The sequence below is a fragment of the Lysobacter koreensis genome (genome assembly GCF_042677045.1).
In the GTDB taxonomy this organism is placed as follows: Bacteria; Pseudomonadota; Gammaproteobacteria; order Xanthomonadales; family Xanthomonadaceae; genus Lysobacter_K; species Lysobacter_K koreensis.
Map to the genome: position 1 here is coordinate 599,936 of NZ_JBHTIH010000003.1, position 26,578 is coordinate 626,513.

Genomic DNA, 26,578 nt, shown 5'->3' on the forward strand with positions numbered 1-26,578 from the left:
AAGCCGAACGCCATGCCCGATCACCGCTCCCGCCCGCCACGTCCGCCGATCGCCGGCGACAACCCGTGGGCCAAATCGCTCGCAGGCACGTCGCGCGAGCGTGCCGCCGATGACGCGTCGCGTGAACTTAGTCCGCGGCCCCCGCCGGTGCCGCGCGAGTCGCCGTACCGGCAAAGCGCGCCGCGGCCAGCGCACGCGTCACCGTCGCGACCGACCCCGCCCGAGGCGCGTTCGCCGCGGCCGCATGCGGGCGAGCCGCGGCACTACGACGAGGCCGTGGACGTCGATGCCGACGCGGCGGTGTCGCCGTCGCGGGAGCGTCGTAATGCCGAACTGCGCATCTACGGCCTCAATGCCCTGCACGCGGTGTTCGCCAGGCGCCCGCAGGCGATCCGCAAGTTGTACCTGAGCGAGGCCCGCATTCCGGCGCTGCAGCCGCTGCTGAAATGGTGCGTCGCCCACCGCGTCGGTTATCGCGTGGTCGGCGACGAGGACCTGCACAAGCTCGCCGCCAGCACCCACCACGAAGGCGTGGTCGGCGACGTGCTGCGCGCGGAAGCCGGATCGCTGTCGGGATGGCTGCGCGAACTTCCGGCCGGCCCGCAATGCGCGATCTGGCTCGATGGCGTCGGCAACCCGCACAACCTCGGCGCGATCCTGCGTTCGGCCGCGCACTTCGGCGTGAGCGCGGTGCTGCTGCCGAAGCATTCGCCGCTGGCCCTGTCGGGTGCGGCCGCGCGCGTGGCCGAGGGCGGCGCCGAAGCGGTGCCGATGGTGCGGCTGGGCCGCACCGACAACGCCATCGCCCAGCTGCGCGGCGCCGGCTTCGCGCTGGCCGCGACCGTGGTGCGCGGCGGCAGCGACCTGTTCGCGGCCGAACTGCCGCAGCGCGTGGTCTACGTGCTCGGCGCCGAAGGCGAGGGCATGGACCGCGAACTGGCCGCAGCCTGCGACCTGCGCCTGTCGATTCCCGGCAGCGGCGCGGTCGAGAGCCTCAACGTCGCCGCGGCGACCGCGGTGCTGCTGGCGGCGTGGAAGGCGCGCAACTAGGCGCTTACTCGGATGGCGGCGCGACCGGCTTCGCCGCGCTGCCGAACCCGCCTTCCGCCGACGCGGCCAGGTACGCGAACACCGCATACGCCGCCACGTTCTGCGCCAGCGCCTGCGGGTCGATCTTGTCGAAAGTGTCGTCCGGGGTGTGGTGCAGGTCGAAGTAGTCGGTGCCGTCCTGCGCCAGCCGCGCCCAGGCCAGGCCCTGCGCCGCGAACGGGCTGATGTCGGGGCCGGGGCCGCCCTTGCCGGGCGTGTGCGCGATGCCCAGCGGTGCCAGCGCCTGCGCGATCTGCTCGTCGGCGACCTTGGCGTGGGCCGGGGCGGAACTCGAATACGCGTAGATTCGGCCCGCGCCGAAGTCGCTCTCGGCGGCGATCTGGTGGCGGGTCACGTCCTTGGCATGTTGGCGCGCGTAGGCGTTGCCACCGTGCAGGCCCTGTTCCTCGTTGGCGAACGCGACCACGCGGATGCTGCGTGCCGGGGCCTTGTCCATCTTTCCGATCAACGCGCCCGCGGCCATGGTCAGGCCGACCCCGGCGCCGTCGTCGATCGCGCCGGTGCCCAGGTCCCAGGAATCGAGGTGACCGCCGATCAGCACCACTTCGTGGGGCAACTTCGAGCCGCGGATCTCGCCGATCACGTTGTGCGAGGTGGCGGTGCCATCCCAGCCGCAATCCAGCGCCACGCGCACGCGTTGCGGGCGCAGCGCGAGCAGGCGGGTGAGCTGCTGCGCATCGGGCACCGACAGCGCGGCCGAGGGTATCGGCGTCAGGCCGTCGTCGAAGCGGGTGATGCCGGTGTGGGGGTTGCGGTGCGAACCGGTGCCGGCCGAACGCATCAGGTAGCCGGCCGCACCGGCGCGGATCGCCGCCGACGGGCCGCGGCTGCGGATACGCGAGCCGGCGCCGTAGCCGCTGCCGTCGCGCGCGCGTGCCATGGTGTAGTCGACGAAGGCGATCTTGCCGGCCAGCGAGCCCGGCGCCGCCGCTTCCAGCGCCGCCAGGTCGGCGAAGCGCACCACCTCGCCCTCGACCGTGCCGCCCGGACTGCCGCCCAGCGCCGTCAGCGTGAGCGGCTGCGCGTTGGCGCCGAGCACCTGCGCGCTCTCGCTGCGGCGTTCCCATTTCGGGAAGCTCACCGGCTCGATCCAGACCCTGTCGTACCCCAGCTCGCGGAACTTGGCCTGGGCCCAGGCCACCGCGCGCGCATCGGCCTCGCTGCCGGCCAGGCGCGCGCCGACCTCAGTGGTCAGCGATTCGGTGACGCGGTAGCCCAGGTCGCTGGCCAGCGCGGTTTCGCGCAGCTGCGCGGCGCGGGCAATCGCGGCATCGGGAATGCGGGTTTCGCGCGCGGCCGCGAACGCGGTGCCGAGGGTTGACGCCACCAAGCCCACGGTCATGGCCGCAGCCAGCATTGATACGCGCATCGCAAGGCCCCACGCAGAAAAAGACGAAGCCGCGAGCGTAGCAACTCGCGGCTTCGCCATGGGGTGCCTCAAGTCACGCGGCGATGTGCCGCATCAGGCTTGTCGCGCGTCTAGCGCGCCCTGAGCGAATCGCGGATCTCGCGCAGCAGCAGCACGTCCTCCGGCGTCGCTGCCGGCGCTTCCGCCGCCGGCTTGCGCATGCGGTTGTAGGCCTTGAGCACCAGGAAGATCACGAATGCGACCAGCACGAAGTCGATCACCGACTGCAGGAACAGGCCGTACCTGATCGACAGTTCGGCGACGACCTCCTTGCCGCTCGCATCGAGCTGTTGCGGGGTGACGACGTACTTCCAGTCGTCGACGCTGACCCCGCCGGTCAAGGCCGCGATCACCGGCATGACGATGCCGTCGACCAGCGCGGTAACGATCTTGCCGAAGGCGGCGCCGATCACCACCGCCACGGCCAGGTCGATGACATTGCCGCGCGCGATGAATTCCTTGAACTCGCTGATCATGCCCATGAGCTGCTCTCCTGTTGCAAAGACTGCACGTTGCCACGGCGGTACAGCTTGAGTTGCAGGTGGGTCGCGGGAAGTCAGGCGATGCTGCCTTCGGTAACGACATGGCCTTGCAATTCGACCACGCCATCGAGGGCGGCGGTGAAGGTATCGCCCACCTGCAGCGGAGCGACTCCGGCCGGGGTGCCCATGAACACCAGGTCGCCGGCGCGCAGCGCATACAGCTTCGACAGCTCGTGCAGGATCTCCGGCACGCTCCACACCAGGTCGGCGAATGCGCCGTGCTGGCGGAGCTGGCCATTGACCTGCAAGGTCAGCGTGCGCGGCGCGAGGTCGCCGACGGCGCGCGCGGGCACCAATTCGCTGACCGGTGCGGAATGGTCGAACGCCTTGCCGGTGTCCCACGGCAAACCCTTGGCCTTGGCAGCGGCCTGCAGGTCGCGGCGGGTGAGGTCCAGGCCGATCGCGTAGCCGAACACCAAGCCCATCGCATCGGCCGGATCGACCAGCCCGGCTGGCGCATCGCTGCCCAGCGCGACCACCAGTTCGACCTCGTGGTGCAGGTCACGGGTGCCGCGCGGGTAGGGCACTACGCCATCGAGCACCAGCGCATCGGCCGGCTTGCAGAAGAACACCGGGTTGCCGCGGTCGGCCGCGGAGGTCGGCACCGCGGCGCCCATCTCGCGGGCGTGGTCGGCGAAGTTGCGGCCGACGCAATAGATGCGGCGCACTGGGAAGAAGGCCGCGGCATCCGCGTCGGCGCCGCGCACCGGGATGCGCGGCTGCGCCGGCGCGCGAATCACATCGTTCATGCAGGGAGGGGTCAGCGCGAACCGGTCAGAGCTGGCTTGGCGACCACGCGGTACTCGCCGTCCACCACGCGCGCATCGCGGGCAATGGGTTTGCCGCGGCGCGACCACAGCCGGTAGGTCAGGCCGGCCACCAGCATCGCCGCGCCGACGACCACGCCGAACATCACCAGCAACACCAACAGGCCCAACCCGACCACGCCGAGCGCGAAGCGCAGCAGGCGGTGGCGCGGCTTGCGCGGCTCGAACGCGGCGCGCATGCGTGACTGGAAGAAGCGGCTGTCGAAGCGGAACGTCGGGGCAATCATTCGGGGTCGTCGTGACACAATGCGGCCATTCGCCGGACGTTGGAGTATCGACGCAGGTATGTCCGAAGTTGTGAGAACTTCGTTAAAAAACGCAGGCGCGGGCGCGCCGCTGCTCGCGTTGGCACGCCTGGAGGACGGCGGTTTCGCCGAGGCCGAGGTCACCCTCGACGGCGACGCCGAGTCGCTGCTGCTTTACCGCGACGGCGACCAGGTGCGCGCCTGGCTCAACATCTGCCCGCACGCCGGTCGCCGCCTGGATTGGGCGCCGGGCCAGTTCCTCAAGAGCAAGGATGGGTTGCTGGTGTGCGCCGCACATGGCGCGAGCTTCGAACTGCAGGGCGGGCAATGCGTGGCCGGCCCGTGCCGCGGCGAAGCGCTGCGCGCGGTGGCGGTGACCGTGCGCGATGGGGCGGTGTGGCTGGACAGCGGGGAGTGAAGAGCGGGAAGGGAACAGGGAACCCGAGCGACGGGGTGGATTGATTATCGAGTTCCAACGTAGCGGCACTGGGTTCCACCGAATACGCGCGGGAAACTGCGAGCGCGCGACCGCTGCATCCCCTGTTCCCTGTCCCCGCCTTGCCTATTCCCCGCCTCTCTCAAAACATCAGGTTGACCATCGCCACCGCGAGCAGCGTGTACACCAGCGACAGCGGCCCGCCGATACGCCATAGCTCCTTGCCGGTGTAGCCGGCCGGGCCGGTGATCATCGAGATCACCGGGTTGGACGCGGTCATGAAGTTGTTCGACGCCGACAGCGCCACGATCAGGGCGAACGCGGTCGGGTTGCCGCCGGCGGCCAGCGCAAGGTTGATTGCCAGCGGCACCATCACGATCGTCGCCCCGACGTGGCCGATCACCAGCGAGAACGCGGTTGTCAGCAGGCCCATCAATACTTCCAGCAGCCAGGTCGGCGTGCCGCCGGGCAGGCGCTCGATGCTGTGGCCGGCTACCCACGCCGCCGCACCGCTGGAATCCATAGCCCACCCCAGTGGGATCAGGCAGGCCATCAGGAACACGGTCTTCCAGTTGATCGCCGCGTAAGCCTCGTCGATGTTGAGCACGCCGGCCACCAGCATGCCCGCCACGCCGGTCATCAGCGCGATCGATACCGGCAGCCGCGACGACAGCGCCAGCAGCATCGCCACCACGAAGATCGTCAGCGCCAGCTTGAGCTTGTGCGGGCGCTGCTCGCCCTTGGGATAGTCGGTGACCACCACCAGGTCGCGGCTCTCGGCGGCCTCGGCCAGGTCGGTCCAGATGCTGTGGAACACCAGCATGTCGCCCGCGCGCAGGGCGACGTCGCGCACGTTCTCGCGGTGCACGGTCTTGTCGCGGTTGACCGCCAGCAGGCTCAGGCCGAACTGCTTGCGCAACTGCAGGTCGGTGCCGGTCTTGCCGATGAATTTCGAGGTCGCCGGCACCACCGCCTCGGAAATGCCGGCGCGGCTGGGGTTGAACAGGTCGCCGAAGATCCGCAGCCGCGAGCTCAGGCGCAGGAACTGGTTCTGGGCGAAGTCGCCGACCTGCTGCTTCGGCCCCATCGCGCCGAGCACGCTGCCGACCCAGATGCGCGCGTCGGCCGGCGGCGCCAGCCGCGATTCGTCGCCGGTCTTCAGGGCGAGCAGCAACGGCGCGCCGTGCAGGGCCTCGGCCTCGCCCAGCGACATGCCGACCAGCGGGCTGTCGGCGGTGACGGTCAGCTCGTAGACGTCGCCGTCGATGCCGTAGGCCTTAGCGAAGTAGCTCTGGGTGCGCGCCGGGGTCACGCCCTTGCCGTCGTCGTCGCGCAGCCGCTTGTCGCCGAAGAAGTGGAAGTACCCCAGCGACGCCAGCAGCAACACGATGCCGATCGGCAACGGCGCGAACATCTTCAGAGGTTCCAGCGTGGCCGCGCCCGAAGGCAGGTTGCTGTTGGCCGCCATCAGCAGGTCGTTGAGCAGGATCAGCGGCGAGTTGCCGACCATGGTCAATGACCCACCCATCACGATCGCCGCGGCGATCGGCAGCAGCAATCGCGGCAGCGACAGGCCGGTGCGCGACGAGAGCCGCGAGGCGACCGGCATGTACAGCGCCATCACCGACGGGTTCTGCATGAACGAGGAATTGAGGCCGGCCACGGCGGTGGTCAGCAGCAGCAGGCGTTGCTCGACCCCGTGCGCGCGCCGCAGCAGCCAGCCGGCCAGGCGGTTCAGCGCGCCGGTGCGGTCGAGCCCGGCGCCCAGGATCATGGTCGCAATGACGCTCATCACCGCGTTGCCGGAGAAGCCGTTGAACAGTTCGTCGGGGTCGACCAGCCCGGACAGGCCGAGCAGCACCAACACCACCAGCGCGACCACGTCGGCGCGGATGCGCTCGAACAGGAACATCGCCATCGTGAAGCCCACCAGCCCGAGGACGAGCTTCATGTCGGTGGTGAGCGTCAGCGCGGTATCCATGCCGGGGCGGGTGCTTGCTCGTTAGGTGCGGTCGTACAGAAGATCCCAGACGCCGTGGCCGAGTTTCTGGCCGCGTGTCTCGAAATGCGTCTGCGGGCGCCACTCCGGCCGTGGCACGCAGCCGCGCGGGCCTGCGCGGTTGACGAGGCCTGCGGTCGCATCGAGCACGTCCCACATCTGTTCGGCATAGTCCTGCCAATCGGTGGCGAGGTGCAAGCGGCCACCGGCGGCGAGTTTGCGCACGATCAGGTTCGCGAACTCCGGCTGCACCAGCCGGCGCTTGTTGTGGCGCTTCTTGTGCCACGGGTCGGGGAAGTAGATGCGCACCTCGTCGAGGCTGGCGTCGGCGACCTCGTGGGTCAGCACCTCGACCGCGTCGTGGTGGTACAGGCGCACATGGTCGCTGCCGTCCTGCGCCAGCGCGTTGAGCAAGCGACCCACGCCGGGCGCGTGCACCTCGATGCCGATCAGGTCGCGCGCGTGGTCGTGCTGCGCCGCAAAGCGCAGCGCCTCGCCGTTGCCAAAACCAATCTCCAGCACGCGCGGGGCGTGGCGGCCGAACGCGGCATCGAAGTCGCGCGGCGTGCCGCGGCCGCTACCAGCGGTGTAATCCAGGCCGAAGCGCGGCCACAGTTCGTCGAACGCGCGCTGCTGCGCCGGGGTGAAGCGTCCCTGTCGCAGCACGAAGCTGCGCACCTTGCGGTGGCCTTCCTCGATGGTGAAGGGTTTGGGCGGGGTCTTGGCGCCGTCGCTGGAGAAGGGATCCGTCATCGCCTAGCCGATCAGGCCATCGACCGGCGACGAGGCGCTGGCGAAACGCTTGCGCGGGATGCGCCCGGCCTTGAACGCGGCGCGCCCGGCCTCGACCGCCAGCTTCATCGCGTGCGCCATCAGCACCGGGTCCTGCGCGCCGGCGATCGCGGTGTTCATCAGCACGCCGTCGCAGCCCAGCTCCATCGCGATCGCCGCGTCGGACGCGGTCCCGACGCCGGCGTCGACGATGATCGGCACTTTCGCGTTCTCGACGATTTCGATCAGGTTCCACTTGTTCTGGATCCCCAACCCGGAGCCGATCGGCGCCGCCAGCGGCATCACCGCGACGCAGCCGATCTCTTCCAGACGCTTGGCCAGCAGCGGGTCGTCGGAGGTGTAGACCATCACCTCGAAGCCGTCGCGCACGAGGATCTCGGCGGCGGCCAGGGTCTGCACCACGTCCGGGAACAGCGTGCGCTGGTCGCCGAGCACCTCGAGCTTGACCAGGTTGTGGCCGTCGAGCAGTTCGCGCGCCAACCGGCAGGTGCGCACCGCATCGTCGGCGGTGTAGCAGCCGGCGGTGTTGGGCAGGATCGTGTAGCGGTCCGGCGGCAGCACGTCGAGCAGGTTCGGCTCGCCGGGGTTCTGGCCGATGTTGGAGCGGCGGATCGCAACGGTGACGATCTGCGCGCCGGCGGCCTCAGTGGCCAAGCGGGTCTGCTCGAGGCCGGTGAACTTGCCGGTGCCGGTAAGCAGGCGCGAGGCGTACGGCTTGCCGGCGATGATGAGTGGGTCGGAAGCGCGCGCGTCGAGGAGATTGGGTGCGGTCATGCGGGGATTATCGCACCCGATCGCCTGTCGGATGGATGGCGCGGAGACGGACCGAGGCGACTAGGTTCGCGCGTCGTGCGCTCACCAAGTCGCTCCAGGCCGCGGTCCATCCGCGGCCGTTCGCCTCGCCTCGCGATGCCCTTCAAGGCATCGCGAAACCGGCTCAGCTCAGTCCGGCCCGGTCTTTCGACCGGGCGTTCGCCGACGCGCAATCGTCCCCCGGACGATTGCAAGCAGCGTCAGCTCACCCACCGCCCAGCGCGTGGACGATCTCGATGCGGTCGCCGGCGGCCAACGCGTGCTGCTCGTGGCGACTGCGCGGGACGATCTGGCCGTTGACCTCGACCGCGACGCGCCGTTCGGCCAGGCCTTCGGCGTGCAGCAGCTGCGCCACGGTGGTGGGCGGGGCGAGCTGGCGTCGTTCGCCATTGAGCAGGATGTCCATGCCCGTATTGTCGCTTTCGACGGCGACCGGGGCCAGTCGAGCGCCGTGGCTGGCAATGCGCCGCGGGGCGGCCATGCGGCGGCGCGGCTTGTGTGTGGCAACGGCCCGTGTTTCGATGCGGCCCATCCGCCGGCGTACGCGCGGACATCCATCGCGGCTCGACGCCTGCCGCCATCGTTTCCATCACCGGGGAAAAAACACGCATGAAACTTGTTCGCACCGCCTTGGCCGCCGCCCTGGCGCTCGCCGCCGCGCCGGCCCTCGCGCAAACCTATTCGCAGACCGTGTTCTTCGGCGACAGCCTGACCGACGCGGGTCATTTCCGCCCGACCCTGGTGCAGATTGCCGGGCCGCAGGCGGCGGTGCTCGGCAAGTTCACCACCAACCCAGGGCTGGTGTGGTCGGAATACCTGGCCGATTTCTACGACACCGCCGCGCTCAGCGCCAACCAGGGCGGGACCAACTACGCCGTCGGCGGCGCGCGTGTGGGTACCAACAGTTCGGCGACATTGGCGCCCGGCGTAACCGTGCCGGTGCCGTCGCTGGCCACGCAGGTGAACAGCTACCTGGCCAGCACCGGTGGTCGCGCCGATCCGAACGCGCTGTACACCGTGTGGGGCGGCGCTAACGACCTGTTCGCGGTTGCGGGCGGCGCGCCGGCGCAGGCGACGATCGGCGCGGCGGTGACCGCGCAGGTCGGCATCGTCGGCACCTTGCAGGGCGCTGGTGCGCAGTACGTGCTGGTGCCGACCGTCCCCGACCTGGGCTTGACCCCCTCGTTCCGCGCCCAAGGCGCGGTGGCGTCGGCGACCGCCACGCAATTGGCCACGACCTATAACACCGCGCTGTTCGGCGGCTTGGCCAGCGCCGGCTTGCGTGTGATCCCGCTGGATACGTTCCACCTGCTGCAGGAGATCGTCGCCAGCCCGGCGGCCTACGGCTTCGGCAACGTGACCGGCACCGCGTGCCAGCCGCAAATCACCGCGCAGTCGCTGACCTGCAACCCGGCCACTTACGTCACCCCGAACGCACCGGACACCTACGCGTTCGCCGACGGCGTGCATCCGTCGTCGAAGGCGCATGCGGTGATCGCCGACTATGCGGTGTCCATCCTCGAAGCCCCGCGCCAGATCGCGGTGCTGCCGAACTCGGCGGCGATGGCCGGCCGCGCGCGTGCCGAGCGCGTCAGCGCGCACTCCGGCAAGCCCGCGGCCGATGGCACGCGCCTGTGGTCGGACGTGCGCGCGGACTTCCAGCGCTATGGCCACGGCGACCACTACGACGGCGAGAAGGGGCCGGCGCTGACGGTCGGCATCGACTGGAGCCGCGGCAACTTCGTGTTCGGCGCGTTCGGCGGTTACGGCCGCCAGCAGCTCGACTGGGGCCGCCGCGGCGGCAGCTTCGACCAGGACGAAGGCACCGTGGGTGGCTTTGCCGGCTGGTACGGCGGCAATGCCTGGGTCAACGGCCAGCTCAGCTACAGCCAGCTGAGCTTCGACATCGACCGCACGGTCCAGCTCGGTAGCACCACGCGCACCCATTCGGGCTCGCCGGACGGCAACAACCTCAGCGTCGGCGTCAACGGCGGTTGGGAATTCGGCGACGGCGCGTTCCGGCACGGCCCGGTGCTCGGCGTGCTCGCGCAGAAGATCGACATCGACGGCTACGCCGAAAGCGAGCCGCAGCTGTCGACCTCGCTGGCCTATCCCGACCAGACCTTCGACTCGCTGATCGGCAGCGCCGGCTGGCAGCTCAGCTACGCCATCCACGAGCACCTGCGGCCGTACGCGCGCCTGACCGTCGACCGCGAGTTCGAGGACTCGGCGGAGGAAGCGTTCGCGCAGCTGCAGTCGATGCCGAACAGCGCGCGGTACGCGGTGCCGGGCCTCGAGTTCGACCACAGCTACGGCACCGTGCTGTTCGGCGCGCGCACCCAGCTGTTCGGGCTCGACGCCAACCTGGGCACCAGCGTCACCGTCGGCCAGAAGGACGGCAACCACGCGACGGTGTTCGCCACCGTCAGCACCGGCTTCTGAGCCGCCACGACGCGACGCCGCACGCGGCGTCGCGTTGCCAAGCCACGCGCGTGGGGCATAGACTTTGCGCCTCGCGGGTGTAGCTCAATGGTAGAGCTGTTGCTTCCCAAGCAACTGACGAGGGTTCGATTCCCTTCACCCGCTCCAGCACTTCCGACGGCGGCCGTTATCCACGGTCGCCGTTTTTGATTTCGAACCCGGGCCGGCCTGTACCGGCCGGTCTGCCGCTAGCCAGCGGCATCCACGTGCGGAGGCGCGATGGCCACCAGGATCGTGCTCGGATGGCGGGAGTGGGCGGCGTTGCCCGGCCTCGGAATCGCGGCGGTGCGCGCCAAGGTCGATACCGGCGCGCGCAGCTCGGCGTTGCATGTCGACGCGCAATGGAGATTCCGTGAGGGCGGGGCACCGTGGGTCGGGTTCCGCTTGAGCCCCGACGGCAGCCGCGCGATCGAGGCGGCCGCGCCGGTGTTCGACGAGCGCGACGTCACCGACTCGGGTGGCCACCGCACCCGCCGGGTGTTCCTGCGCACCGGCATGCAGCTGGCCGGCATCGAGCGCGAGATCGAAATAAACCTGTCCGATCGGCGCGGCATGCTGTTCCCGATGCTGCTGGGCCGCACCGCGATCGCGCGCGCGTTCACGGTCGATCCGGCACGCTCCTTTCTCCACGGCCGCACTCCACCAGTGAACCCCCCGGCATGAAACTGGCGATCCTTTCGCGCAACTCCAAGCTCTACTCGACCCGGCGCCTGGTCGAGGCCGCCCGCGAGCAGCACCACAGCGTGCGCGTGCTCGACCCGTTGCGCTGCTACATGCGCATCGCCAGCGACGGCTTCACGATGCACTACAAGGGCCGGCCGATCTCCGGCTACGACGCGGTGATCCCGCGCGTCGGCGCCTCGGTCACCCGCTATGGCACCGCGGTGCTGCGCCAGTTCGAGTTGATGGACAGCTTCAGCCCGAACTCCTCCGACGCGATCCTCAAGGCCCGCGACAAGCTGCGTTGCCACCAGCTGCTGGCGGCCCAGGGCATCGGCATGCCGGCGACGGTGTTCGGCGACAACCCCGACGACACCGTCGACCTGCTGTCGATGCTCGGCCCGCCGCCGCATGTGATCAAGCTCAACGAAGGCACCCAGGGCGCCGGGGTGATGCTGACCGAGAAGCCGTCGGCCTCCCGCGGGGTGATCGAGGCGCTGCGCGGGCTGTACGCCAACTTCCTGGTGCAGGAGTTCGTCGCCGAGGCCGAAGGCGCGGACCTGCGTTGTTTCGTGGTCGGCGGCCGGGTGGTCGCGGCGATGAAGCGGCAGGCGCCGAAGGGCGACTTCCGCTCGAACCTGCACCGGGGCGGCACCGCGCGGGGCGTCAAGGCCAGCGTGGCGGAAAAAGCCGTTGCGGTCCGAGCCGCCCAGGTGCTCGGGCTGGGCGTGGCCGGCGTCGACCTGATCCGCTCCAAGCGCGGCCCGCTGGTGCTGGAGGTCAACGCCTCGCCGGGACTGGAGGGGATCGAGGAGGCCAGCGGCGTCGACGTTGCCGGTGAGATCATCGCCTACGTCGCTGGCAGCCTGCCGCCGCTCAAGCCGGCGGTTGGGCGGGCGCGTCGGCGTGCGAAGGCCATAGCCTGAATAGGGCTATGGGCTGGTTTTAACTTTTTCCTAACAAGCGTTTTAACGGGCGTTTAATCGCCCGCGGCGTACTCTGGCTCCACCGCAGCACTGCCTCTTCCACGTCAGCATCACGGGTCGCGACAAGGTTACGGTAATCGGGGCAATACCCTTTTGACCCAAGCGCGGCGGCCCCGCGCTTGGGTCTTTGTTTGCCTGTCGATCGGGGCGAGCTTTCGGTGCACGTGTCGTGTCGTGTCCGCGGGCGAGGCGGGCGCGGCTCAGGCAGAATCACTTTTCACATGCACGCCGCCGGGCGACACTGAGAACCTAAACACGGTTCGCGTGTCCAACTCATCGGCGCGGTGTATCCGGTTCTCGGCCGATCTGCGCGACGCGCGTTTTGCGCGTCCACGGCCCGCCGTTGGCACCACCATCAAACAGGAAGGTCCCATGCGCATCCTTGTCATAGAAGACAACCAGGACATCGCCGCAAATCTCGGCGATTTCCTCGAAGACCGCGGCCACAGCGTCGACTTCGCCGCCGACGGCATCACCGGCCTGCACCTGGCGGTGGTCCACGACTTCGATGCGATCGTGCTCGATCTCAACCTGCCCGGCCTCGACGGCCTGGAGGTCTGCCGCAAGCTGCGCAACGAGGCCCGCAAGCAGACGCCGGTACTGATGCTGACCGCGCGCGACAGCCTCGACAACAAGCTGGCCGGCTTCGATTCGGGCGCTGACGACTACCTGATCAAGCCGTTCGCGCTGCAGGAAGTCGAGGTCCGCCTGAACGCGCTGTCGCGGCGCGGCCGCGGCGTGCAGACCCGGGTGCTCAACGTCGCCGACCTCGAATACAACCTCGACACCTTGGAAGTCCGCCGCCAGGGCAAGCTGCTGCAGCTCAACCCCACGGCGCTGAAGATCCTGCAATCGCTGATGGAAGCCTCGCCGGCGGTGGTCACCCGGCAGGAACTGGAGACGCGGGTGTGGGGCGAGGAACTGCCCGATTCCGATTCGCTGCGGGTGCATATCCACGGCCTGCGCGCGGTGGTCGACAAGCCGTTCGAGACCCTGATGATCCAGACCCGGCACGGTATCGGCTACCGCATTGCGGTGCCGGAACCAGCCGCGGCGACTGCCAACGCGACTGCCAACGGCACCAGCGACAAATAAGTGCCGCCAGCGACATCGCCCCCCCAGCCGCGGTCCAAGGCGCGCATCCGGCGCCGGCTGCGCAGCCGCATCATCCTGGCGTTCGTGCTGCTCGGGTTCGGGCTGACCGCGCTGTTCGCGTACGCGACCAACTACACGCGCTCGCGGGTCGAGAACCAGCTCGTCGAAGACCTGATGAACCGCAACATCTCGGAAGCGGCGCGCCAGTTCGAGCAGGATCCGAAGAACCCCGAATTCGCGGTCGACCAGATCCGCGCCTACGTCTACACCCCCGACAAGTTCGAGTCGGTGCGGATCAACCGCCCGGAGTGGTACGAGTTGTCCGACGGCATCACGACGATCAGCGGCGACGACAACGGCAATCCGTTCTCGTACAAGCTGGCGGTGCGCAAGACGCCGGGGGCGTGGTTTTTCCTGGCCTACGACATGACCCAGTCCGCGCGCGGCGAGGCGCAGTTCAACCGGGCGATCTACGCCTCGGTGATCGTGTTCACGCTGTTGTCGCTGGTGGTCGGCTGGTGGTCGGCCTCGCGCGTGATGAGCCCGGTGTCGGAGCTGGCGACGCGTCTCAAGCAATCCGGACGCAGTTCGCAGCCCGAGGCGCTGGCGTCGCATTTCCCCGACGACGAGGTCGGCCAGCTGGCCGAGGCGCTGGATGACTACGCCGAGCGGTTGACCGACGTCGTCCAGCGCGACCGCGAGTTCAACGCCGACGTCAGCCACGAGCTGCGCACGCCGCTGGCGGTGATCAAGGGCGCGGTCGAGCTGCTGCTGTCGCGGCCGGAGGTCGACGAGAAGACCCGCAGCCGCCTGCTGCGCATCCAGCGCGCCGAGCAGCAGTGCACCGACCTGATCAGCGCGCTGCTGCTGCTGTCGCGCAACGAGCGCGGCCACGGCGCCACCGACGTCGGCAGGCTCGCCGAGCAGTTGCTCGACGCGCATCGCGCGCAGCTGGCCGGCAAGCCGCTGGAACTGCGCATCGAAGGCGAACGCGGCTTGGTGGTCGACGCGCCCGAGGCGGCCGTCGCGGTCGCGCTGGGCAACCTGATCGGCAACGCAGTCAAGTACACCAAGAGCGGCGCGGTGGTCGTGCAGTTGGGTCCGAAGTCGGTGGAGGTGGTCGACTCCGGCCCGGGCCTCAGCGCCGACGATGCGGCGAAGCTGTTCGAGCGCGGCTACCGCGGTACCCATGCCGGCCATTCACAGGGCGGCGGTATCGGCCTGTCGATCGTGCGCCGGCTGTGCGAGCTGTACGGTTGGGACGTGCGGGTGAAACCGGGGCGGGAGCACGGCGTGGTCGCGACACTGTCGTTCGGCGCCAGCCCGCTGGCGTAGGGCGGGCTCCAGCCCGCCGCCATTGCGTTCGCCGTTGGGTCTGTCGCAAGCCTGTTTCGTGATGGCGGGCTTGAGCCCGCCCTACAGCGCTTCCAGCCAGCCGTACTTGTCCGGGGTGCTGCCGTCGAACAGGCCGAAGAACAGCTCCTGGATGCGGCGGGTCAGCGGCCCGGGCTTGCCGGCGCCGACCTGGCGGCCGTCGACCGAGCGGATGGGGGTGATCTCCGCCGCCGTTCCGCACATGAACAGCTCGTCGCACAGGTACAGGTACTCGCGCGGCAGGTCGCGCTCGACAACCTCGATGCCGGCGTCGCGCGCCAGCCGGATGATCGTGTTGCGGGTGATGCCGTTGAGCAGCGCGGCGCTGACCGGAGTGGTGTGCAGCGCGCCCTCGAATACCAGGAACAGGTTCTCGCCGGCGCCTTCGCTGAGCAGGCCGGTCGAGGCCAGCGCGATGCCCTCGCCGAAGCCCAGGCGGCGCGCCTCGCGCGCGATCAGCTGGCCCGACAGGTAATTGCCGCCGGCCTTGGCGCCGGCCGGGATGGTGTTGGGCGCGAAGCGCTGCCAGCTCGACACGCAGGCGTCGATGCCGGTCTCGAGCACGCCTTCGCCCAGGTAGGGGCCCATGAACCACGACGCCACCGACATCTCCACCGGCGTGTCGGCCGACAGCCCAAAGCCGCCCAGGCCGCGATACGCGAACGGACGCAGGTAGGCCTTGCGCAGGTTGTTCTTGCGGATCACCTCGCGGCACGCGGCATTGACCACGTCCAGGCCGTAGGGCAGCTCCATGTCGTAGATCTTGGCCGACGCGTACAGGCGCTTATTGTGGTCGGTCAGGCGGAAGATCGCCGGGCCGTTCGGGGTCTCGTAGCAGCGGATGCCCTCGAACACCGACGAGCCGTAGTGCAGCGCATGCGCCATCACGTGGGTGGTGGCATCGGCCCAGGGCTTGATCGCGCCGTTGTGCCAGATCCATTCGGGGTATTGCATGCTCATGCGGGACTCGCGGGCTGGCGTCGGAAGCGGGCTAGTTTACTGGAGCCGGTCCGCGGCCGGCCTTACCGAGGCGCGCTCAGAGCCGTACCCACCAGCAACCGAAGTGCCGCTGCAGGCCGAATACGGTGCGCGACGGCGTGCTGCCGTTGGCCAGGGTCTGCTCCACGCGCAGCGCCACCGGCGCGCGGCGGACGCTGGTCTGCGGATAGAGGTCGCCGTCGACGCCGTCGGGCGAGGCCGGCATCACCGGGACGATGTCCACCAGCGGCCGCCGCACGATGCCGTCCAGCCGCGCCAGCACCTGGTAGCCAGTGCTGCCCGACATGCCCGGCCAGTGGTAGACGCTGGCCAGGCGGTTGGCGTCCTTGGAGTCGATCGCCGTGGTCAGCTCATAGACCAGGTCCTGCAGGTTGCGCGCGCAGCCGCGGCTGTAAATCCGCGATGCCCCCGCGGCACCGGACGCGGGCTCGCGCGGCAGGCGCTCGACGCTGCCGATGTCCTGGCACCGGCGGTCGGTGAAGATCGACGTGCCGTCCGGGCCGGCGCAGCGTCGGATCTGGCTGTGGGCGACGCCGGGCCAGCACGCGCCTGCAAGCAGCAGCACGAACAACAACACGATTGAGTCGGGGAGCCGCATCTCACCAAGACTAGCGTTGGCTGCCGAACGCGGATAGTGCAGCGGTGACGAGACACTCGTCGTCGCGCGCACTAATGCTAGTCGCGGGCGTCAGAACAGCGGCGACGCCGGCCTGCCTACACCGCGGTCAGAGCACGATGAAGTAGCAGCCCGCGTAGCGCAGCACGTCGAAGTCGACCACCTGCGGCGAGCCATCGCCGCCCAAGGTCAACTGCATCACGCCGGCGTTGCCGTTGCCGCGACCCGCGTTCGCGAGTTGCATGCCGCCCGGGCCGATCTGCGCGTCGAAGAAGTGCGCATCGAGCAACTGCTTGGATGCCAGCCGGTCGAGTTGCTGCATCAATTGCTGCGCCTGGCGATGCGACTGCCCGACCCAGTGGTAGCTCTCGGCGAGGCGGTTGACGTCGTGCAGAGCGAGCGAGCCTTGCAGGTCCATCGACAACTGGGTCGGTGTACGCGCGCAGCCGGCCGACGGTGAACGGCGGGCGGCGGCGGTGAGTGTCGTGGTTGCGGGTCCGGCCAGCATCTCGCCGGCGTTGTCCGACGGGTTCGCGGCTTCGTCGCGCGCGATGCGGGTCAACAGCTCGCCGGAGATCGGCGTCGCCTTGGCGCCGAGGCTGGAACAGGCGCGGTCGGTGTAGACCGCGGTGCCGTCGGCGCCTTCGCAGCGCTGGATCCCGCTGCCTGCGCGCACCGGTTGCGACAACGGCAACAGCGCGGCGATGAGGGTGGCGACGAACGCGGCGATCGGCAAGGTTTTCATGGCGCACTACGCACGGGAGGTTGTGGGTAATGCTGCGCACGCAAGTGTCTACGCCATGTGTGAAAAACGCGCGGGGCTGAACCTCAGTAAACCAGCGCCGACGTGTTGGTTTCGCTTGCGTTCAGCGCGCAACCACGCCTCGCGCGTGCGCGTGTCAAAGCCGTGCGAGCACATTCAGGGTCGGCTTCGACAGGTTCAAGGTGTAGAAGTGCAGGCCCGGCGCGCCGCCGTCGACTAGGCGCCGGCACAGCTGCGCGACCACGTCGGCGGCGAACTCGCGGATGCCCTCGACGTCGTCGCCGTACGCCTGCATGCGCTTGGCCAGCCAACGCGGGATCTCCGCGCCGCAGGCTTCGGAGAACCTTCGAAGCTGGGTGAAGTTCGAGATCGGCATGATCCCCGGCACGATCGGGATGCCGATGCCGAGCGCGCGGGCGTCGTCGACGAAGCGGAAGTACGCGTCGGCGTTGTAGAAGTACTGGGTGATGGCGCCGTCGGCGCCGGCGTCGACCTTGGCCTTGAAGTGGCGCAGGTCGGCGTGCGCGTCGTCGGCCTGCGGATGGGTTTCCGGGTAGCAGCCGACCTCGATGTGGAAGCAGCCGTCGTGTTCGCGGCGGATGAACTCGACCAGTTCGGTGGCGTAGCGGAAATCGCCGGTGTGGCCCATGCCCGAGGGCAGGTCGCCGCGCAACGCGACCAGCCGGTTGCAGCCCATTGCCTTGTAGCGCTGCAGCAGTTCGCCCAGTTCGGCGCGCGTGCCGCCGACGCAGGAGATGTGCGGCGCGGCGTTGAGCGCGTGGCGTTGGTGCAGGTGGTCGACGGTCTCGGGCGTGTAGCTCAGGGTCGAACCGCCGGCGCCGAACGTGCACGACACGTAGTCGGGCGACTGCGCCTTGAGCCTGGTCGCGGTCTTGTCCAGCTGCGCGCGCTGCTCGTCGGTCTTGGGCGGGTAGAACTCGAAGCTGATCGGGGTGGTCATGCGTGGCGGCTCGCGAGGAATGGCATGAGTCTATCGCTCTATCGCGATGAAATAAATAACGCTGGCGGGGCGTCATGCAGGACAAGGCAAAAAAAACGGGCGCCGAGGCGCCCGTCTTCTCCGCACGGTCTGGCGACCAGCGATCAGTAGCGGTAGTGGTCCGGCTTGTACGGGCCATCTACCGACACGCCCAGGTAGGCGGCCTGTTCGGCGGTCAGGGTGGTCAGCTTCACCCCGATCTTCTCCAGGTGCAGGCGCGCGACTTCCTCGTCGAGCTTCTTCGGCAGGATGTAGACCTTGGCCTCGTAGCTGTCCTTGTTGGCCCACAGGTCGATCTGCGCGAGCGTCTGGTTGGAGAACGAGTTCGACATCACGAAACTCGGGTGGCCGGTGGCGCAGCCCAGGTTGACCAGGCGGCCTTCGGCGAGCAGGAAGATCGAGTTGCCGTTCGCAAACGTGTACTTGTCCACCTGCGGCTTGATGTTGGTGTGGGTGGCGCCCGACGCGTACAGCGCATCGACCTGGATCTCGTTGTCGAAGTGGCCGATGTTGCAGACGATCGCCTGGTCCTTCATCGCCTGCATGTGGGCGAGCGTGAGCACATCCTTGTTGCCGGTGGTGGTGACGTAGATGTCGCCACGGCCGAGGGTGGACTCGACGGTGTTGACCTCGAAGCCCTCCATCGACGCCTGCAGCGCGTTGATCGGGTCGATCTCGGTGACCACCACGCGCGCGCCGTAGGCCCGCAGCGAGTGCGCCGAGCCCTTGCCGACGTCGCCGTAACCGCAGACCACCGCGACCTTGCCGGCCAGCATCACGTCCATCGCGCGCTTGAGGCCGTCGGCCAGCGACTCGCGGCAGCCGTACAGGTTGTCGAACTTGCTCTTGGTGACCGAGTCGTTGACGTTGATCGCCGGCACCAGCAGCGAGCCGGCCTCGAGCATCTGGTACAGGCGATGCACGCCGGTGGTGGTCTCCTCGGAGACGCCCTTCCAGTCGCGCACGACGGTGTGCCAGAAGCCCGGTCGCTCGGCGTGGACGCGCTTGAGCAGGTTCTTGATCACCTGCTCTTCGTGGTTGCCCGACGCGGTGTTGACCCAGTCGCTGCCGTTCTCGAGCTCGTAGCCCTTGTGGATCAGCAGGGTCACGTCGCCGCCGTCGTCGACCACCATCTGCGGGCCGAGGTACTTGTCGGCGCCAGTGCCGGGGAAAGTCAGCGCGTCGAGCGTGCAGTCCCAGTACTCCTCCAGCGACTCGCCCTTCCAGGCGAACACGGGGGTGCCGGTCACCGCGATCGCGGCGGCGGCGTGGTCCTGGGTCGAGAAGATGTTGCACGACGCCCAGCGCACGTCGGCGCCGATGTCCTTCAGGGTCTCGATCAGCACCGCGGTCTGGATGGTCATGTGCAGCGAGCCGGTCACGCGCACGCCCTTGAGCGGGGTGGTGGCGGCGTACTTCTTGCGGATCGACATCAGGCCGGGCATCTCGTGCTCGGCGATGTCCAGTTCCTTGCGGCCCCAGCTGGCCAGCGAGATGTCGGCGACCTTGTAGTCGCCTTCGGTCGAGAAGGTCTTCGCGACTGCGTTCATGGTGTAGCTCCGATTTGGTGAGTCGGCACGCGCGGTGCGGACTCGTGCGAGTGACTCGCAGCAATCGGGCGCGGTTGGGAGTGCCTCCCGCCGAGCCTGATCCCTTGCCCGCGTAGCGGGCCGGGCTTGCAGCGCCCCTCGGCGGGGTGGTGGCGCGCATCCGTTGCGGATCCGGGCCGGCGGCCATTCTATCGCGACGCCGCCGGCCGGGCATTAACAGCCGGGGCCATCCGGCACCGGTCCGCGCGACCCCGGCCGCGGGCAGGGCGTTCGCCGCGGGGACTTACCAGTCGGTCGGCTTGTAGTCCTTGAGGAACTGCCCCCACACGTGCTCGCCGGTGTTGAGGCCGGCGATGATCGGGTCGACGATCCGCGCCGCACCGTCGACGATGTCCAGCGGCGGGTGGAAGCGCTCCTCCAGGGTCTTGCGCGCGGCGATCTCGACCGGATCCTCATCGGTGACCCAGCCCGTGTCGACGCTGTTCATGTGGATGCCGTCGCCGTGGTAATCGGCCGCGGCGGTGCGCGTCATCATGTTGAGCGCGGCCTTGGCCATGTTGGTGTGCGGGTGCCGGGTGGTCTTGAAGTTGCGGTAGAACTGCCCCTCGACCGCCGACACGTTGACGATGTGCTTGTCGCGGTTGTCGGTGCGCAGCATCAGCGGCTTGAGCCGCGCGTTGATGATGAACGGCGCGATCGCGTTGACCAGCTGCGTTTCCAGCAGCTCCACCGACGGCACCTCGGCCATCAGCAGGCGCCACGAGTTGCGCCCACGCAGGTCGACCTGCTGCAGGTCCTGGTCGAGCCGGCCCTCGGGGAACAGGTGCTTCTGGCCCAGCAGCTCCTCGGCCAGCAGCGGGATCTGCGACAGCTGCGCCGGGCGGGTCAGGCCGGCGGCGTCGCTGCCGTCCGGGCCGAGCGAAAGCTGCATCGCCGACGCGGTCGCCTCGGGCAGCAGGTCGTAGCTGCGCAGGCCCTCGTAGCTGCCGACCAGCTGGCGCACGGCTTCGGGGGTCTCGTGCAGCGCGGCGGTCTCGCCTTCCATCATGTGCGCGTAGAACTCCGGCGGGCGGCGCACGGTCTGGCAGGCGTTGTTGATGATGAAGTCCAGGCGCGGCAGGCGCTGGTTGAGCTCGCGGCAGAACGCCTCGACGCTGGGGGTGTGGCGCAGGTCCAGGCCGAACACCTCCAGCCGGTCGCCCCACGCAGCGAAGTCGGGTTCCTGCGCGTAGCGCGCGGCGGAGTCGCGCGGAAAACGGGTGGTGACGATCAGCCGCGCACCGGCGCGCAGCAGCTTGAGCCCGGCCTGGTAGCCGATCTTGACCCGGCCGCCGGTCAGCAGCGCGATGCGGCCGCTGAGATCCGCCGATTCGGTGCGCTTGAAGTAGTTGAACTCCGCGCAGGCCGGGCACAGCTGGTCGTAGAAGTGGTGGACCAGCGTGTACTTCTGTTTGCAGACGTAGCAGTGCAGCAGTTCGGGCGATTCGCGGGACTCGGTCCCCGGCATAGCGACGTCGTCGCCGATCGCCTCGGGCTGGATGGCCTGGTGTTCGGTCGCACCATGCCCGATGGTTGCGGGCGCGCTGGCGTCCGGCGCGAAACCCCGCGGCCCGAAGCCTTCGGGCACGAAGTAGTTCGGGGTGGTGAACACCGGCTTGCGGCGCAGGGCGCGGATCCCGGTCTGCTCGAGCAGCGCGTCGGCGCGGCGGATGTTCTGCGCATTGCGCTCGCGCTCCAGCGCCTTGAGCTTCTGCCGGCGCGCGCCCGGGTCGGGGTGGTAGACCCGGGCCACGGCCTGGTGCAGGCGCTTGCGGTCGTCGGCGGGCACGGCGTCGAGCAGCGTGCGGTCGGCCGCGATCGACTCGAGCAGTTCGAGGGCGGCGCGCAGGCGCTCGGGGAGCGTCGGGTCGGTGTCGGCCATGGGCGGAATGGCGGCAGGCGTGGCGGTGGTCAAAGCAGCGTAATCCGTAACGAGTTTGTAGGAGCGGCTTCAGCCGCGATTCTGGAAATTGGCGGTCGACACGGTTTCCGATCGCGGCTGAAGCCGCTCCTACGAAAGCTGGAGCGGCCGATCGGAAAAGAAAACGGGCCGCGAGGCGGCCCGTTTCCGGTGTCGCTACGCCCCGCAGAGCGAGGCGGTGCGGCTTACTTCTTCAGGCCGGCGTCCTTGCGCAACTCGTCGGCCTTGTCGGTCTTTTCCCACGAGAATGCGGTCGCGGTGTTCTTCTTGCCGGCGCCGTCGACGTAGCTGACTTCCTTGGGCTTGCGGCCGAAGTGGCCGTACGCCGCGGTCGACTGGTACACCGGGTGGATCAGGTCGAGCATCTTGACGATGCCGTACGGGCGCAGGTCGAAATGCTTGCGGATCAGCTTCTCGATCTTCTCGTCGGAAATCTTGCCGGTGCCGAACGTGGTGACCGAGATCGAGGTCGGCTCGGCCACGCCGATCGCGTACGACACCTGCACCTCGCACTTGTCGGCCAAGCCGGCGGCGACGATGTTCTTGGCGACGTAACGCGCGGCGTAGGCGGCTGAACGGTCGACCTTGGACGGGTCCTTGCCCGAGAACGCGCCGCCGCCGTGGCGGGCCATGCCGCCGTAGGTGTCAACGATGATCTTGCGGCCGGTCAGGCCGCAGTCGCCAACCGGGCCGCCGATCACGAAGATGCCGGTCGGGTTGATGTGGATCTTGTTCTTCGGCAGCTTCTCCAGCATCGCCTTGGGCAGCACCGGCTTGAGGATCTGCTCGTACACGCCCTCGACCAGGTCCTTGTGCTTGATGCCCGGGTCATGCTGGGTGGATAGCACCACCGCATCGAGGCCGACCACCTTGTGCGCGGCGTCGTAGCGCAGCGTGACCTGCGACTTGGCATCCGGGCGCAGCCACTTGAGCTTGCCGTTCTTGCGGACCTTGGCCTGCTGCTCGACCAGGCGGTGCGAGTAGTAGATCGGCGCCGGCATGAACTCGGGCGCCTCGTTGCAGGCGTAGCCGAACATCAGGCCCTGGTCGCCCGCGCCTTGTTCTTCCGGCTTCTTCTGCTTCTTGGCCGAGCCGTCGACGCCTGCGGCGATGTCGGGCGACTGCTTGCCGATCAGGTTCAGCACGCCGCAGGTGGCGCCGTCGAAACCGACGTCGGAGCTGTCGTAGCCGATGTCCAGGATCACCTTGCGGGTCAGCGCCTCCAGGTCGATCCACGCCGAGGTGGTGACCTCGCCGGCGACGATCGCCACGCCGGTCTTCACCATCGTCTCGCAGGCCACGCGCGCGCGCTTGTCCTGGGCGAGGATCGCGTCGAGCACGGCGTCGGAAATCTGGTCGGCGATCTTGTCCGGATGGCCTTCGGACACGGATTCGGAGGTGAAGAGGTAGCTGGACATCGGTCAATATCCCTTGATTCGGATGAAAGGATGGCCGCGCATGATACAGGCTCGCGCGCGTTGCCGCATTGTGCGCGTTTTCATTTGGCGGGGGCCGAAAAATTCTCTGTTCAGTTTCTTGCTTTCCGGTGCCGGGACGTGGCCTGATGCGCCGCGCGGCTGGGGAAGCCGCGTGCACAAGCACTGTTTCGCATCTAGTAACCAAGGGGAATCACCTGATGAAGAAGTTTTTCCGCCCGCTCGCGCTGGCGATGATGCTCGCTGCCTTTTTCGTGGCCACCGGCTGCGCCACCGTGACCCGCGGCACCACCCAGACGGTCGCGATCAACAGCGTGCCCGCGGGCGCCACCGTGTCGATGTCCAACGGCGAGCGTTGCGAGACGCCGTGCATCTTCAAGCTCAAGCGCAAGTACCCGGTGGCGATGGAGGTCTGCAAGGCCGGTTACAGCCCGGTCAACAACCTGCTCGCGAGCGAGATGAGCGCCGGCGGCGGTTGGGCGATGGCCGGCAACGTCATCATCGGCGGACTGATCGGCCTGGCGATCGACGCGGGCACCGGTTCGTACCGTGACCTGACCCCGAGTCCGCTCAACGTCACGTTGGCCGAACAGGCGCAGGGTTGCGCGGCCCCGACCTTCCCGGCCGTGCCGGGCGGTGGCCAGACGGTCGAGCAGTACCAGAAGTGGAAGTCCAAGCAGGCCAAGTAAGCCTGCTCATGTAGCTAACGCCCCGGGATGCTTGGCGCCCCGGGGCGTTTTTTTTGTCGCGCCGCCGATGGCGATGCGGCTGCGTCGCCTGTCTTGCCGCGGTCGCCAATCTGCCATCGGGCTGTCGCATGGCCTGGCCACGCTACGCGGCAGTCGCCTGAACCCGGCGTTGCCCATGCTCCAGCTCGAACGCCGCCTGCAGGAACGCTTCCCGTACTGGTTCCGCGGCCGTCGCGCACGGCTGGCGCAACCGCTGTTGCGCACGATCGGGCGCTGGTCGAAGTTCGACGCGCTCGACGCGTTCATCGCCGCCAGTGCGCATCTGCGCGGGTTCGCGTTCGTCGAGGCGGCGCTGGAATTCCTGCAGGCGCGTTATACCGCCGAGCCGGCGCAGATCGCGCGCATCCCCGCCAGCGGGCGCTTGCTAATCGTCGCCAACCACCCGTCCGGCGCGCTCGACGCGCTGGCCTTGCTCGACCTGGTCGGGCGCGTGCGCCGGGATGTCCGGATCGTTGCCAACGACCTGCTGTGCGCGCTCGACGGCCTCGATGGGCTGCTGCTGCCGGTGCGGATCCTCGGCGGCCGGCCGGGCGCGGACAGCCTGCGCGCGATCGAGGCGGCGCTGAACGCGGAGCAGTGCGTGATCGTGTTCCCGGCCGGCGAGGTCGCGCGGCTGGGACTGCGCGGCGTCACCGACGGCCGCTGGCGCCGCGGCTTCCTGCGTTTCGCGCGCGCCACCGGCGCGCCGGTGCTGCCGATCCGGATCGAGGCGCGCAACTCGGCGCTGTTCTACAGCGCCTCGGCATTGTTCAAGCCGGTTGGCACCGCGCTGCTGGCGCGCGAGATGTTCGCGCGGCGCGCGCGCCGGATCGCGCTGCGGATCGGCCGGCCGCTGCAGCTGCCGCGCGACGGCGATCCGGCGCGGCTGCTGCGCGAGGTGCGCCGCGAGCTGCACGCGATCGGCACGCCGCGCGAACGCCGGGCGGCACGCGCCTATCCCTCCCGCGACACCGCGGTCGAGATGCCGCAGCCGCTGGTCGCGGCGGTCGATCCGCACGCGGTGCGTGCCGGGATCGAGGCGATGGCGTCGCTGGGTCAGACCGCGGACGGCAAGCAGATCCGCGTCGGCCGGCTCGCGGTCGGCGCGCCGCTGCTGCGCGAGATCGGTCGGCTGCGCGAACTGACGTTCCGCGAGGTCGGCGAGGGCACCGGCCAGGCGCTGGACGTCGACCTGTTCGACAGCTGGTACGAGCACATCGTGCTGTGGGACGACGCCGCGTCCAAGGTCGCCGGCGCTTACCGGGTCGCGCGTGGCGCGCCGGTGCTGGGCGAGCGCGGCCTGGCCGGGCTCTACACCGCGTCGCTGTTCCGCTACGCCGACGACGCGATCCCGCGCCTGGCCGCGGGCATGGAGCTGGGGCGCAGCTTCGTCGTACCCGAGTACTGGGGCGGACGCAGCATCGACTACCTGTGGCAGGGCATCGGCGCCTACCTCGCGCGCCACCCGAACGTGCGCTACCTGTACGGGCCGGTGTCGATCAGCGCGGCGCTGCCGCTGCCCGCGCGCGAACAGATCGTCGCCTACTACGCGCACTTCTACGGCGGGCGATATCACGGCAGCGACGAAGCCTGCGCGCAGTCGCGCCAGCCGTTCGCCTACCAGGCCGCGCCGCCGCAGTTCGACACGCTCGATGCTGCCACCGCCTTCAAGGTGCTGAAGCACAACCTCGACGCGCTCGGTGCGACCCTGCCGATGCTCTACAAGCAGTACACCGAGCTGTGCGAACCCGGCGGCGCGCGCTTCCTCGCGTTCGGGGTCGATCCGGCGTTCAGCGATGCGGTCGATGGGCTGATCGAACTCGACCTGCAGCAGCTGCGACCGCGTAAGCGCGAGCGCTACCTGACGCCTGCGAGCACGGCGCCCGTCGCGGACATCGCGCTCGGCGAGGGCGCGGCGTGACGCCGCAACTGGTGCAGCTGCCGCCGCGCCAGCGCGCGGTGTTCATTTCGGACGTGCACCTGGGCTCGAAGCACTGCCACGCCGCGGAACTCGCCGAATTTCTCGGGAGTCTGCGTTGTGATCGCCTGTACCTCGTCGGCGACATCGTCGACCTGTGGTGGATGGCGCAGCGTCGCGCAACGTGGGGCGCGGCGCAGGTGCGCGTGGTCGAGGCGCTGCACGCGCTGCGTCGCGCCGGCACCGAGCTGGTCTACGTGCCCGGCAACCACGACCGCCCGATCCGGCGCCTGTGCGGGATGCTGCTGCCGCGCATGTCGATCCGCCGCCGCGCGATCCACGTCACTGCCGACGGCCGCCGGTTGCTGGTCACCCACGGCGACGACTACGACTGCGTCACCCAGTTCGGCGGCCTGCAGGAGAGGTTCGGCGACTGGCTGTACTACCGGATCCTGACCGGCAACCACTGGCTCAACCTCGTGCGCCGGCGGCGGGGCTGGCGCTACTGGTCGCTGTCGGAATTCCTCAAGTGCCGCAGCGGCGCGGCCGAGCGCTACATCGGCCGCTTCGTGCAGGCCGGCTGCGACGATGCACGCAAGCGTGGACTCGACGGCGTGGTCTGCGGCCACATCCACCGTGCCGGATTGTTCGAGCGCGACGGCTGCGTCTACGCCAACGACGGCGACTGGGTCGAGAGCCTGACCGCGCTGGCCGAGGATCCCGACGGCACGCTGCGGCTGCTGTCGCACCGCGGCGAGACGCTGGCGTCGTTGCCACCGCGCGCGGCGCTGCCGGCGCGGTGGTCGCAGGCGGCCTGATTGCCGGCGTGCGCAGCGGATT

At 69.1% G+C, this 26,578-nt stretch carries 25 protein-coding genes, 1 tRNA gene and 1 riboswitch; of the genes, 11 read left to right on the forward strand and 15 right to left on the reverse strand.

Translation table 11 applies throughout. The features are described 5' to 3' along the window. The first annotated feature begins 12 nt into the window (after window positions 1–12). Window positions 13–1,050, forward strand: coding sequence for a TrmH family RNA methyltransferase (locus ACFQZQ_RS08080; RefSeq protein ID WP_386812240.1), 1,038 nt, complete (start codon window positions 13–15; stop codon window positions 1,048–1,050). Between the two features lie 4 nt (window positions 1,051–1,054). Here ACFQZQ_RS08080 and ACFQZQ_RS08085 read toward each other — a convergent pair whose 3' ends face one another. The 4 genes from ACFQZQ_RS08085 to ACFQZQ_RS08100 form a co-directional block, all read right to left on the reverse strand. Continuing rightward, window positions 1,055–2,452 carry a M28 family peptidase gene (locus ACFQZQ_RS08085; RefSeq protein ID WP_386812241.1) on the reverse strand — a complete coding sequence of 466 codons (1,398 nt, stop codon included), beginning with the start codon at window positions 2,450–2,452 and terminating at the stop codon, window positions 1,055–1,057. Window positions 2,453–2,589: 137 nt separating this feature from the next. Continuing rightward, a complete protein-coding gene (gene mscL, locus ACFQZQ_RS08090) occupies window positions 2,590–3,000 on the reverse strand; it encodes a large-conductance mechanosensitive channel protein MscL (protein ID WP_386812242.1) in 411 nt (136 codons plus the stop codon). A gap of 74 nt (window positions 3,001–3,074) precedes the next feature. After that, entirely contained in the window at window positions 3,075–3,809 is a 735-nt protein-coding gene (locus ACFQZQ_RS08095) for a fumarylacetoacetate hydrolase family protein (RefSeq protein WP_386812243.1), read from the reverse strand. Between the two features lie 11 nt (window positions 3,810–3,820). Further along, entirely contained in the window at window positions 3,821–4,114 is a 294-nt protein-coding gene (locus ACFQZQ_RS08100; RefSeq protein ID WP_386812244.1) for a hypothetical protein, read from the reverse strand. Window positions 4,115–4,172: 58 nt separating this feature from the next. On the opposite strand from ACFQZQ_RS08100, the gene ACFQZQ_RS08105 reads away from it, so the two are divergent. After that, window positions 4,173–4,550, forward strand: a complete 378-nt coding sequence (locus tag ACFQZQ_RS08105; protein WP_386812245.1) for a Rieske (2Fe-2S) protein — start codon at window positions 4,173–4,175, stop codon at window positions 4,548–4,550. Between the two features lie 160 nt (window positions 4,551–4,710). Here ACFQZQ_RS08105 and ACFQZQ_RS08110 read toward each other — a convergent pair whose 3' ends face one another. From ACFQZQ_RS08110 to thiS, 4 genes are all read right to left on the reverse strand, one after another. Next, window positions 4,711–6,549: an SLC13 family permease gene (locus ACFQZQ_RS08110; RefSeq protein ID WP_386812246.1), complete on the reverse strand. Its 1,839-nt coding sequence runs from the start codon at window positions 6,547–6,549 to the stop codon at window positions 4,711–4,713. A 21-nt stretch (window positions 6,550–6,570) separates the two neighbouring features. After that, a complete protein-coding gene (gene trmB / locus ACFQZQ_RS08115; RefSeq protein WP_386812247.1) occupies window positions 6,571–7,320 on the reverse strand; it encodes a tRNA (guanosine(46)-N7)-methyltransferase TrmB in 750 nt (249 codons plus the stop codon). Window positions 7,321–7,323: 3 nt separating this feature from the next. Next, entirely contained in the window at window positions 7,324–8,133 is an 810-nt protein-coding gene (locus ACFQZQ_RS08120) for a thiazole synthase (RefSeq protein ID WP_386812248.1), read from the reverse strand. 244 nt (window positions 8,134–8,377) lie between these two features. Then, a complete protein-coding gene (gene thiS, locus ACFQZQ_RS08125; RefSeq protein ID WP_386812573.1) occupies window positions 8,378–8,578 on the reverse strand; it encodes a sulfur carrier protein ThiS in 201 nt (66 codons plus the stop codon). 224 nt (window positions 8,579–8,802) lie between these two features. Between thiS and ACFQZQ_RS08130 the strand changes: the two genes are divergently transcribed. The 6 genes from ACFQZQ_RS08130 to ACFQZQ_RS08155 all read left to right on the forward strand — a co-directional run bounded on the left by ACFQZQ_RS08130 (window position 8,803) and on the right by ACFQZQ_RS08155 (window position 14,729). Then, window positions 8,803–10,614 carry an autotransporter domain-containing protein gene (locus tag ACFQZQ_RS08130; protein WP_386812574.1) on the forward strand — a complete coding sequence of 604 codons (1,812 nt, stop codon included), beginning with the start codon at window positions 8,803–8,805 and terminating at the stop codon, window positions 10,612–10,614. Between the two features lie 73 nt (window positions 10,615–10,687). Then, a tRNA-Gly gene (locus ACFQZQ_RS08135) sits at window positions 10,688–10,761 on the forward strand. A gap of 111 nt (window positions 10,762–10,872) precedes the next feature. Beyond that, window positions 10,873–11,316 carry an ATP-dependent zinc protease family protein gene (locus tag ACFQZQ_RS08140; protein WP_386812249.1) on the forward strand — a complete coding sequence of 148 codons (444 nt, stop codon included), beginning with the start codon at window positions 10,873–10,875 and terminating at the stop codon, window positions 11,314–11,316. Further along, the gene (gene rimK, locus ACFQZQ_RS08145; RefSeq protein WP_386812250.1) at window positions 11,313–12,239 is read left to right on the forward strand and encodes a 30S ribosomal protein S6--L-glutamate ligase; all 927 of its coding nucleotides are present in this window, start codon (window positions 11,313–11,315) and stop codon (window positions 12,237–12,239) included. The genes ACFQZQ_RS08140 and rimK overlap by 4 nt, the downstream gene beginning before the upstream one ends. 432 nt (window positions 12,240–12,671) lie before the next feature. Then, window positions 12,672–13,394: a response regulator transcription factor gene (locus ACFQZQ_RS08150; RefSeq protein ID WP_386812251.1), complete on the forward strand. Its 723-nt coding sequence runs from the start codon at window positions 12,672–12,674 to the stop codon at window positions 13,392–13,394. Next, a complete protein-coding gene (locus tag ACFQZQ_RS08155) occupies window positions 13,395–14,729 on the forward strand; it encodes a sensor histidine kinase (protein ID WP_386812252.1) in 1,335 nt (444 codons plus the stop codon). An 81-nt stretch (window positions 14,730–14,810) separates the two neighbouring features. On the opposite strand, the gene ACFQZQ_RS08160 is transcribed toward ACFQZQ_RS08155, so the two are convergent. The 7 genes from ACFQZQ_RS08160 to metK form a co-directional block, all read right to left on the reverse strand. Beyond that, entirely contained in the window at window positions 14,811–15,728 is a 918-nt protein-coding gene (locus ACFQZQ_RS08160) for a branched-chain amino acid transaminase (RefSeq protein WP_386812253.1), read from the reverse strand. A gap of 76 nt (window positions 15,729–15,804) precedes the next feature. Then, window positions 15,805–16,365, reverse strand: a complete 561-nt coding sequence (locus ACFQZQ_RS08165; RefSeq protein ID WP_386812254.1) for a hypothetical protein — start codon at window positions 16,363–16,365, stop codon at window positions 15,805–15,807. 127 nt (window positions 16,366–16,492) lie between these two features. After that, window positions 16,493–17,128: a hypothetical protein gene (locus tag ACFQZQ_RS08170; protein ID WP_386812255.1), complete on the reverse strand. Its 636-nt coding sequence runs from the start codon at window positions 17,126–17,128 to the stop codon at window positions 16,493–16,495. Between the two features lie 154 nt (window positions 17,129–17,282). Further along, window positions 17,283–18,107: a methylenetetrahydrofolate reductase [NAD(P)H] gene (gene metF, locus ACFQZQ_RS08175; protein WP_386812256.1), complete on the reverse strand. Its 825-nt coding sequence runs from the start codon at window positions 18,105–18,107 to the stop codon at window positions 17,283–17,285. 143 nt (window positions 18,108–18,250) lie between these two features. After that, window positions 18,251–19,696, reverse strand: coding sequence for an adenosylhomocysteinase (gene ahcY / locus ACFQZQ_RS08180; RefSeq protein WP_386812257.1), 1,446 nt, complete (start codon window positions 19,694–19,696; stop codon window positions 18,251–18,253). A 59-nt stretch (window positions 19,697–19,755) separates the two neighbouring features. Continuing rightward, window positions 19,756–19,842, reverse strand: a riboswitch (S-adenosyl-L-homocysteine riboswitch). A gap of 137 nt (window positions 19,843–19,979) precedes the next feature. After that, window positions 19,980–21,617 (reverse strand): SDR family NAD(P)-dependent oxidoreductase, encoded by a 1,638-nt coding sequence (locus ACFQZQ_RS08185; protein ID WP_386812258.1) that lies wholly within the window; start codon window positions 21,615–21,617, stop codon window positions 19,980–19,982. Window positions 21,618–21,841: 224 nt separating this feature from the next. Beyond that, entirely contained in the window at window positions 21,842–23,074 is a 1,233-nt protein-coding gene (metK, locus tag ACFQZQ_RS08190; protein WP_386812259.1) for a methionine adenosyltransferase, read from the reverse strand. Window positions 23,075–23,292: 218 nt separating this feature from the next. Between metK and ACFQZQ_RS08195 the strand changes: the two genes are divergently transcribed. From ACFQZQ_RS08195 to ACFQZQ_RS08205, 3 genes are all read left to right on the forward strand, one after another. Continuing rightward, window positions 23,293–23,781, forward strand: coding sequence for a hypothetical protein (locus tag ACFQZQ_RS08195; RefSeq protein ID WP_386812260.1), 489 nt, complete (start codon window positions 23,293–23,295; stop codon window positions 23,779–23,781). 175 nt (window positions 23,782–23,956) lie between these two features. Further along, entirely contained in the window at window positions 23,957–25,741 is a 1,785-nt protein-coding gene (locus tag ACFQZQ_RS08200; protein WP_386812261.1) for a GNAT family N-acyltransferase, read from the forward strand. Next, window positions 25,738–26,556 (forward strand): UDP-2,3-diacylglucosamine diphosphatase, encoded by an 819-nt coding sequence (locus tag ACFQZQ_RS08205; RefSeq protein WP_386812262.1) that lies wholly within the window; start codon window positions 25,738–25,740, stop codon window positions 26,554–26,556. Before ACFQZQ_RS08200 ends, ACFQZQ_RS08205 begins: the two co-directional genes overlap by 4 nt. Window positions 26,557–26,578 lie beyond the last annotated feature (22 nt).

Coding starts and splice junctions, on each gene's coding strand:
- ACFQZQ_RS08080 (WP_386812240.1), top strand. CDS start 13: ATGCCCGATCACCGCTCCCGCCCGCCACGTCCGCCGATCGCCGGCGAC.
- ACFQZQ_RS08085 (WP_386812241.1), bottom strand. CDS start 2,452: ATGACCGTGGGCTTGGTGGCGTCAACCCTCGGCACCGCGTTCGCGGCC.
- mscL (WP_386812242.1), bottom strand. CDS start 3,000: ATGGGCATGATCAGCGAGTTCAAGGAATTCATCGCGCGCGGCAATGTC.
- ACFQZQ_RS08095 (WP_386812243.1), bottom strand. CDS start 3,809: ATGAACGATGTGATTCGCGCGCCGGCGCAGCCGCGCATCCCGGTGCGC.
- ACFQZQ_RS08100 (WP_386812244.1), bottom strand. CDS start 4,114: ATGATTGCCCCGACGTTCCGCTTCGACAGCCGCTTCTTCCAGTCACGC.
- ACFQZQ_RS08105 (WP_386812245.1), top strand. CDS start 4,173: ATGTCCGAAGTTGTGAGAACTTCGTTAAAAAACGCAGGCGCGGGCGCG.
- ACFQZQ_RS08110 (WP_386812246.1), bottom strand. CDS start 6,549: ATGGATACCGCGCTGACGCTCACCACCGACATGAAGCTCGTCCTCGGG.
- trmB (WP_386812247.1), bottom strand. CDS start 7,320: ATGACGGATCCCTTCTCCAGCGACGGCGCCAAGACCCCGCCCAAACCC.
- ACFQZQ_RS08120 (WP_386812248.1), bottom strand. CDS start 8,133: ATGACCGCACCCAATCTCCTCGACGCGCGCGCTTCCGACCCACTCATC.
- thiS (WP_386812573.1), bottom strand. CDS start 8,578: ATGGACATCCTGCTCAATGGCGAACGACGCCAGCTCGCCCCGCCCACC.
- ACFQZQ_RS08140 (WP_386812249.1), top strand. CDS start 10,873: ATGGCCACCAGGATCGTGCTCGGATGGCGGGAGTGGGCGGCGTTGCCC.
- rimK (WP_386812250.1), top strand. CDS start 11,313: ATGAAACTGGCGATCCTTTCGCGCAACTCCAAGCTCTACTCGACCCGG.
- ACFQZQ_RS08150 (WP_386812251.1), top strand. CDS start 12,672: ATGCGCATCCTTGTCATAGAAGACAACCAGGACATCGCCGCAAATCTC.
- ACFQZQ_RS08160 (WP_386812253.1), bottom strand. CDS start 15,728: ATGAGCATGCAATACCCCGAATGGATCTGGCACAACGGCGCGATCAAG.
- ACFQZQ_RS08165 (WP_386812254.1), bottom strand. CDS start 16,365: ATGCGGCTCCCCGACTCAATCGTGTTGTTGTTCGTGCTGCTGCTTGCA.
- ACFQZQ_RS08170 (WP_386812255.1), bottom strand. CDS start 17,128: ATGAAAACCTTGCCGATCGCCGCGTTCGTCGCCACCCTCATCGCCGCG.
- metF (WP_386812256.1), bottom strand. CDS start 18,107: ATGACCACCCCGATCAGCTTCGAGTTCTACCCGCCCAAGACCGACGAG.
- ahcY (WP_386812257.1), bottom strand. CDS start 19,696: ATGAACGCAGTCGCGAAGACCTTCTCGACCGAAGGCGACTACAAGGTC.
- ACFQZQ_RS08185 (WP_386812258.1), bottom strand. CDS start 21,617: ATGGCCGACACCGACCCGACGCTCCCCGAGCGCCTGCGCGCCGCCCTC.
- metK (WP_386812259.1), bottom strand. CDS start 23,074: ATGTCCAGCTACCTCTTCACCTCCGAATCCGTGTCCGAAGGCCATCCG.
- ACFQZQ_RS08195 (WP_386812260.1), top strand. CDS start 23,293: ATGAAGAAGTTTTTCCGCCCGCTCGCGCTGGCGATGATGCTCGCTGCC.
- ACFQZQ_RS08200 (WP_386812261.1), top strand. CDS start 23,957: ATGCTCCAGCTCGAACGCCGCCTGCAGGAACGCTTCCCGTACTGGTTC.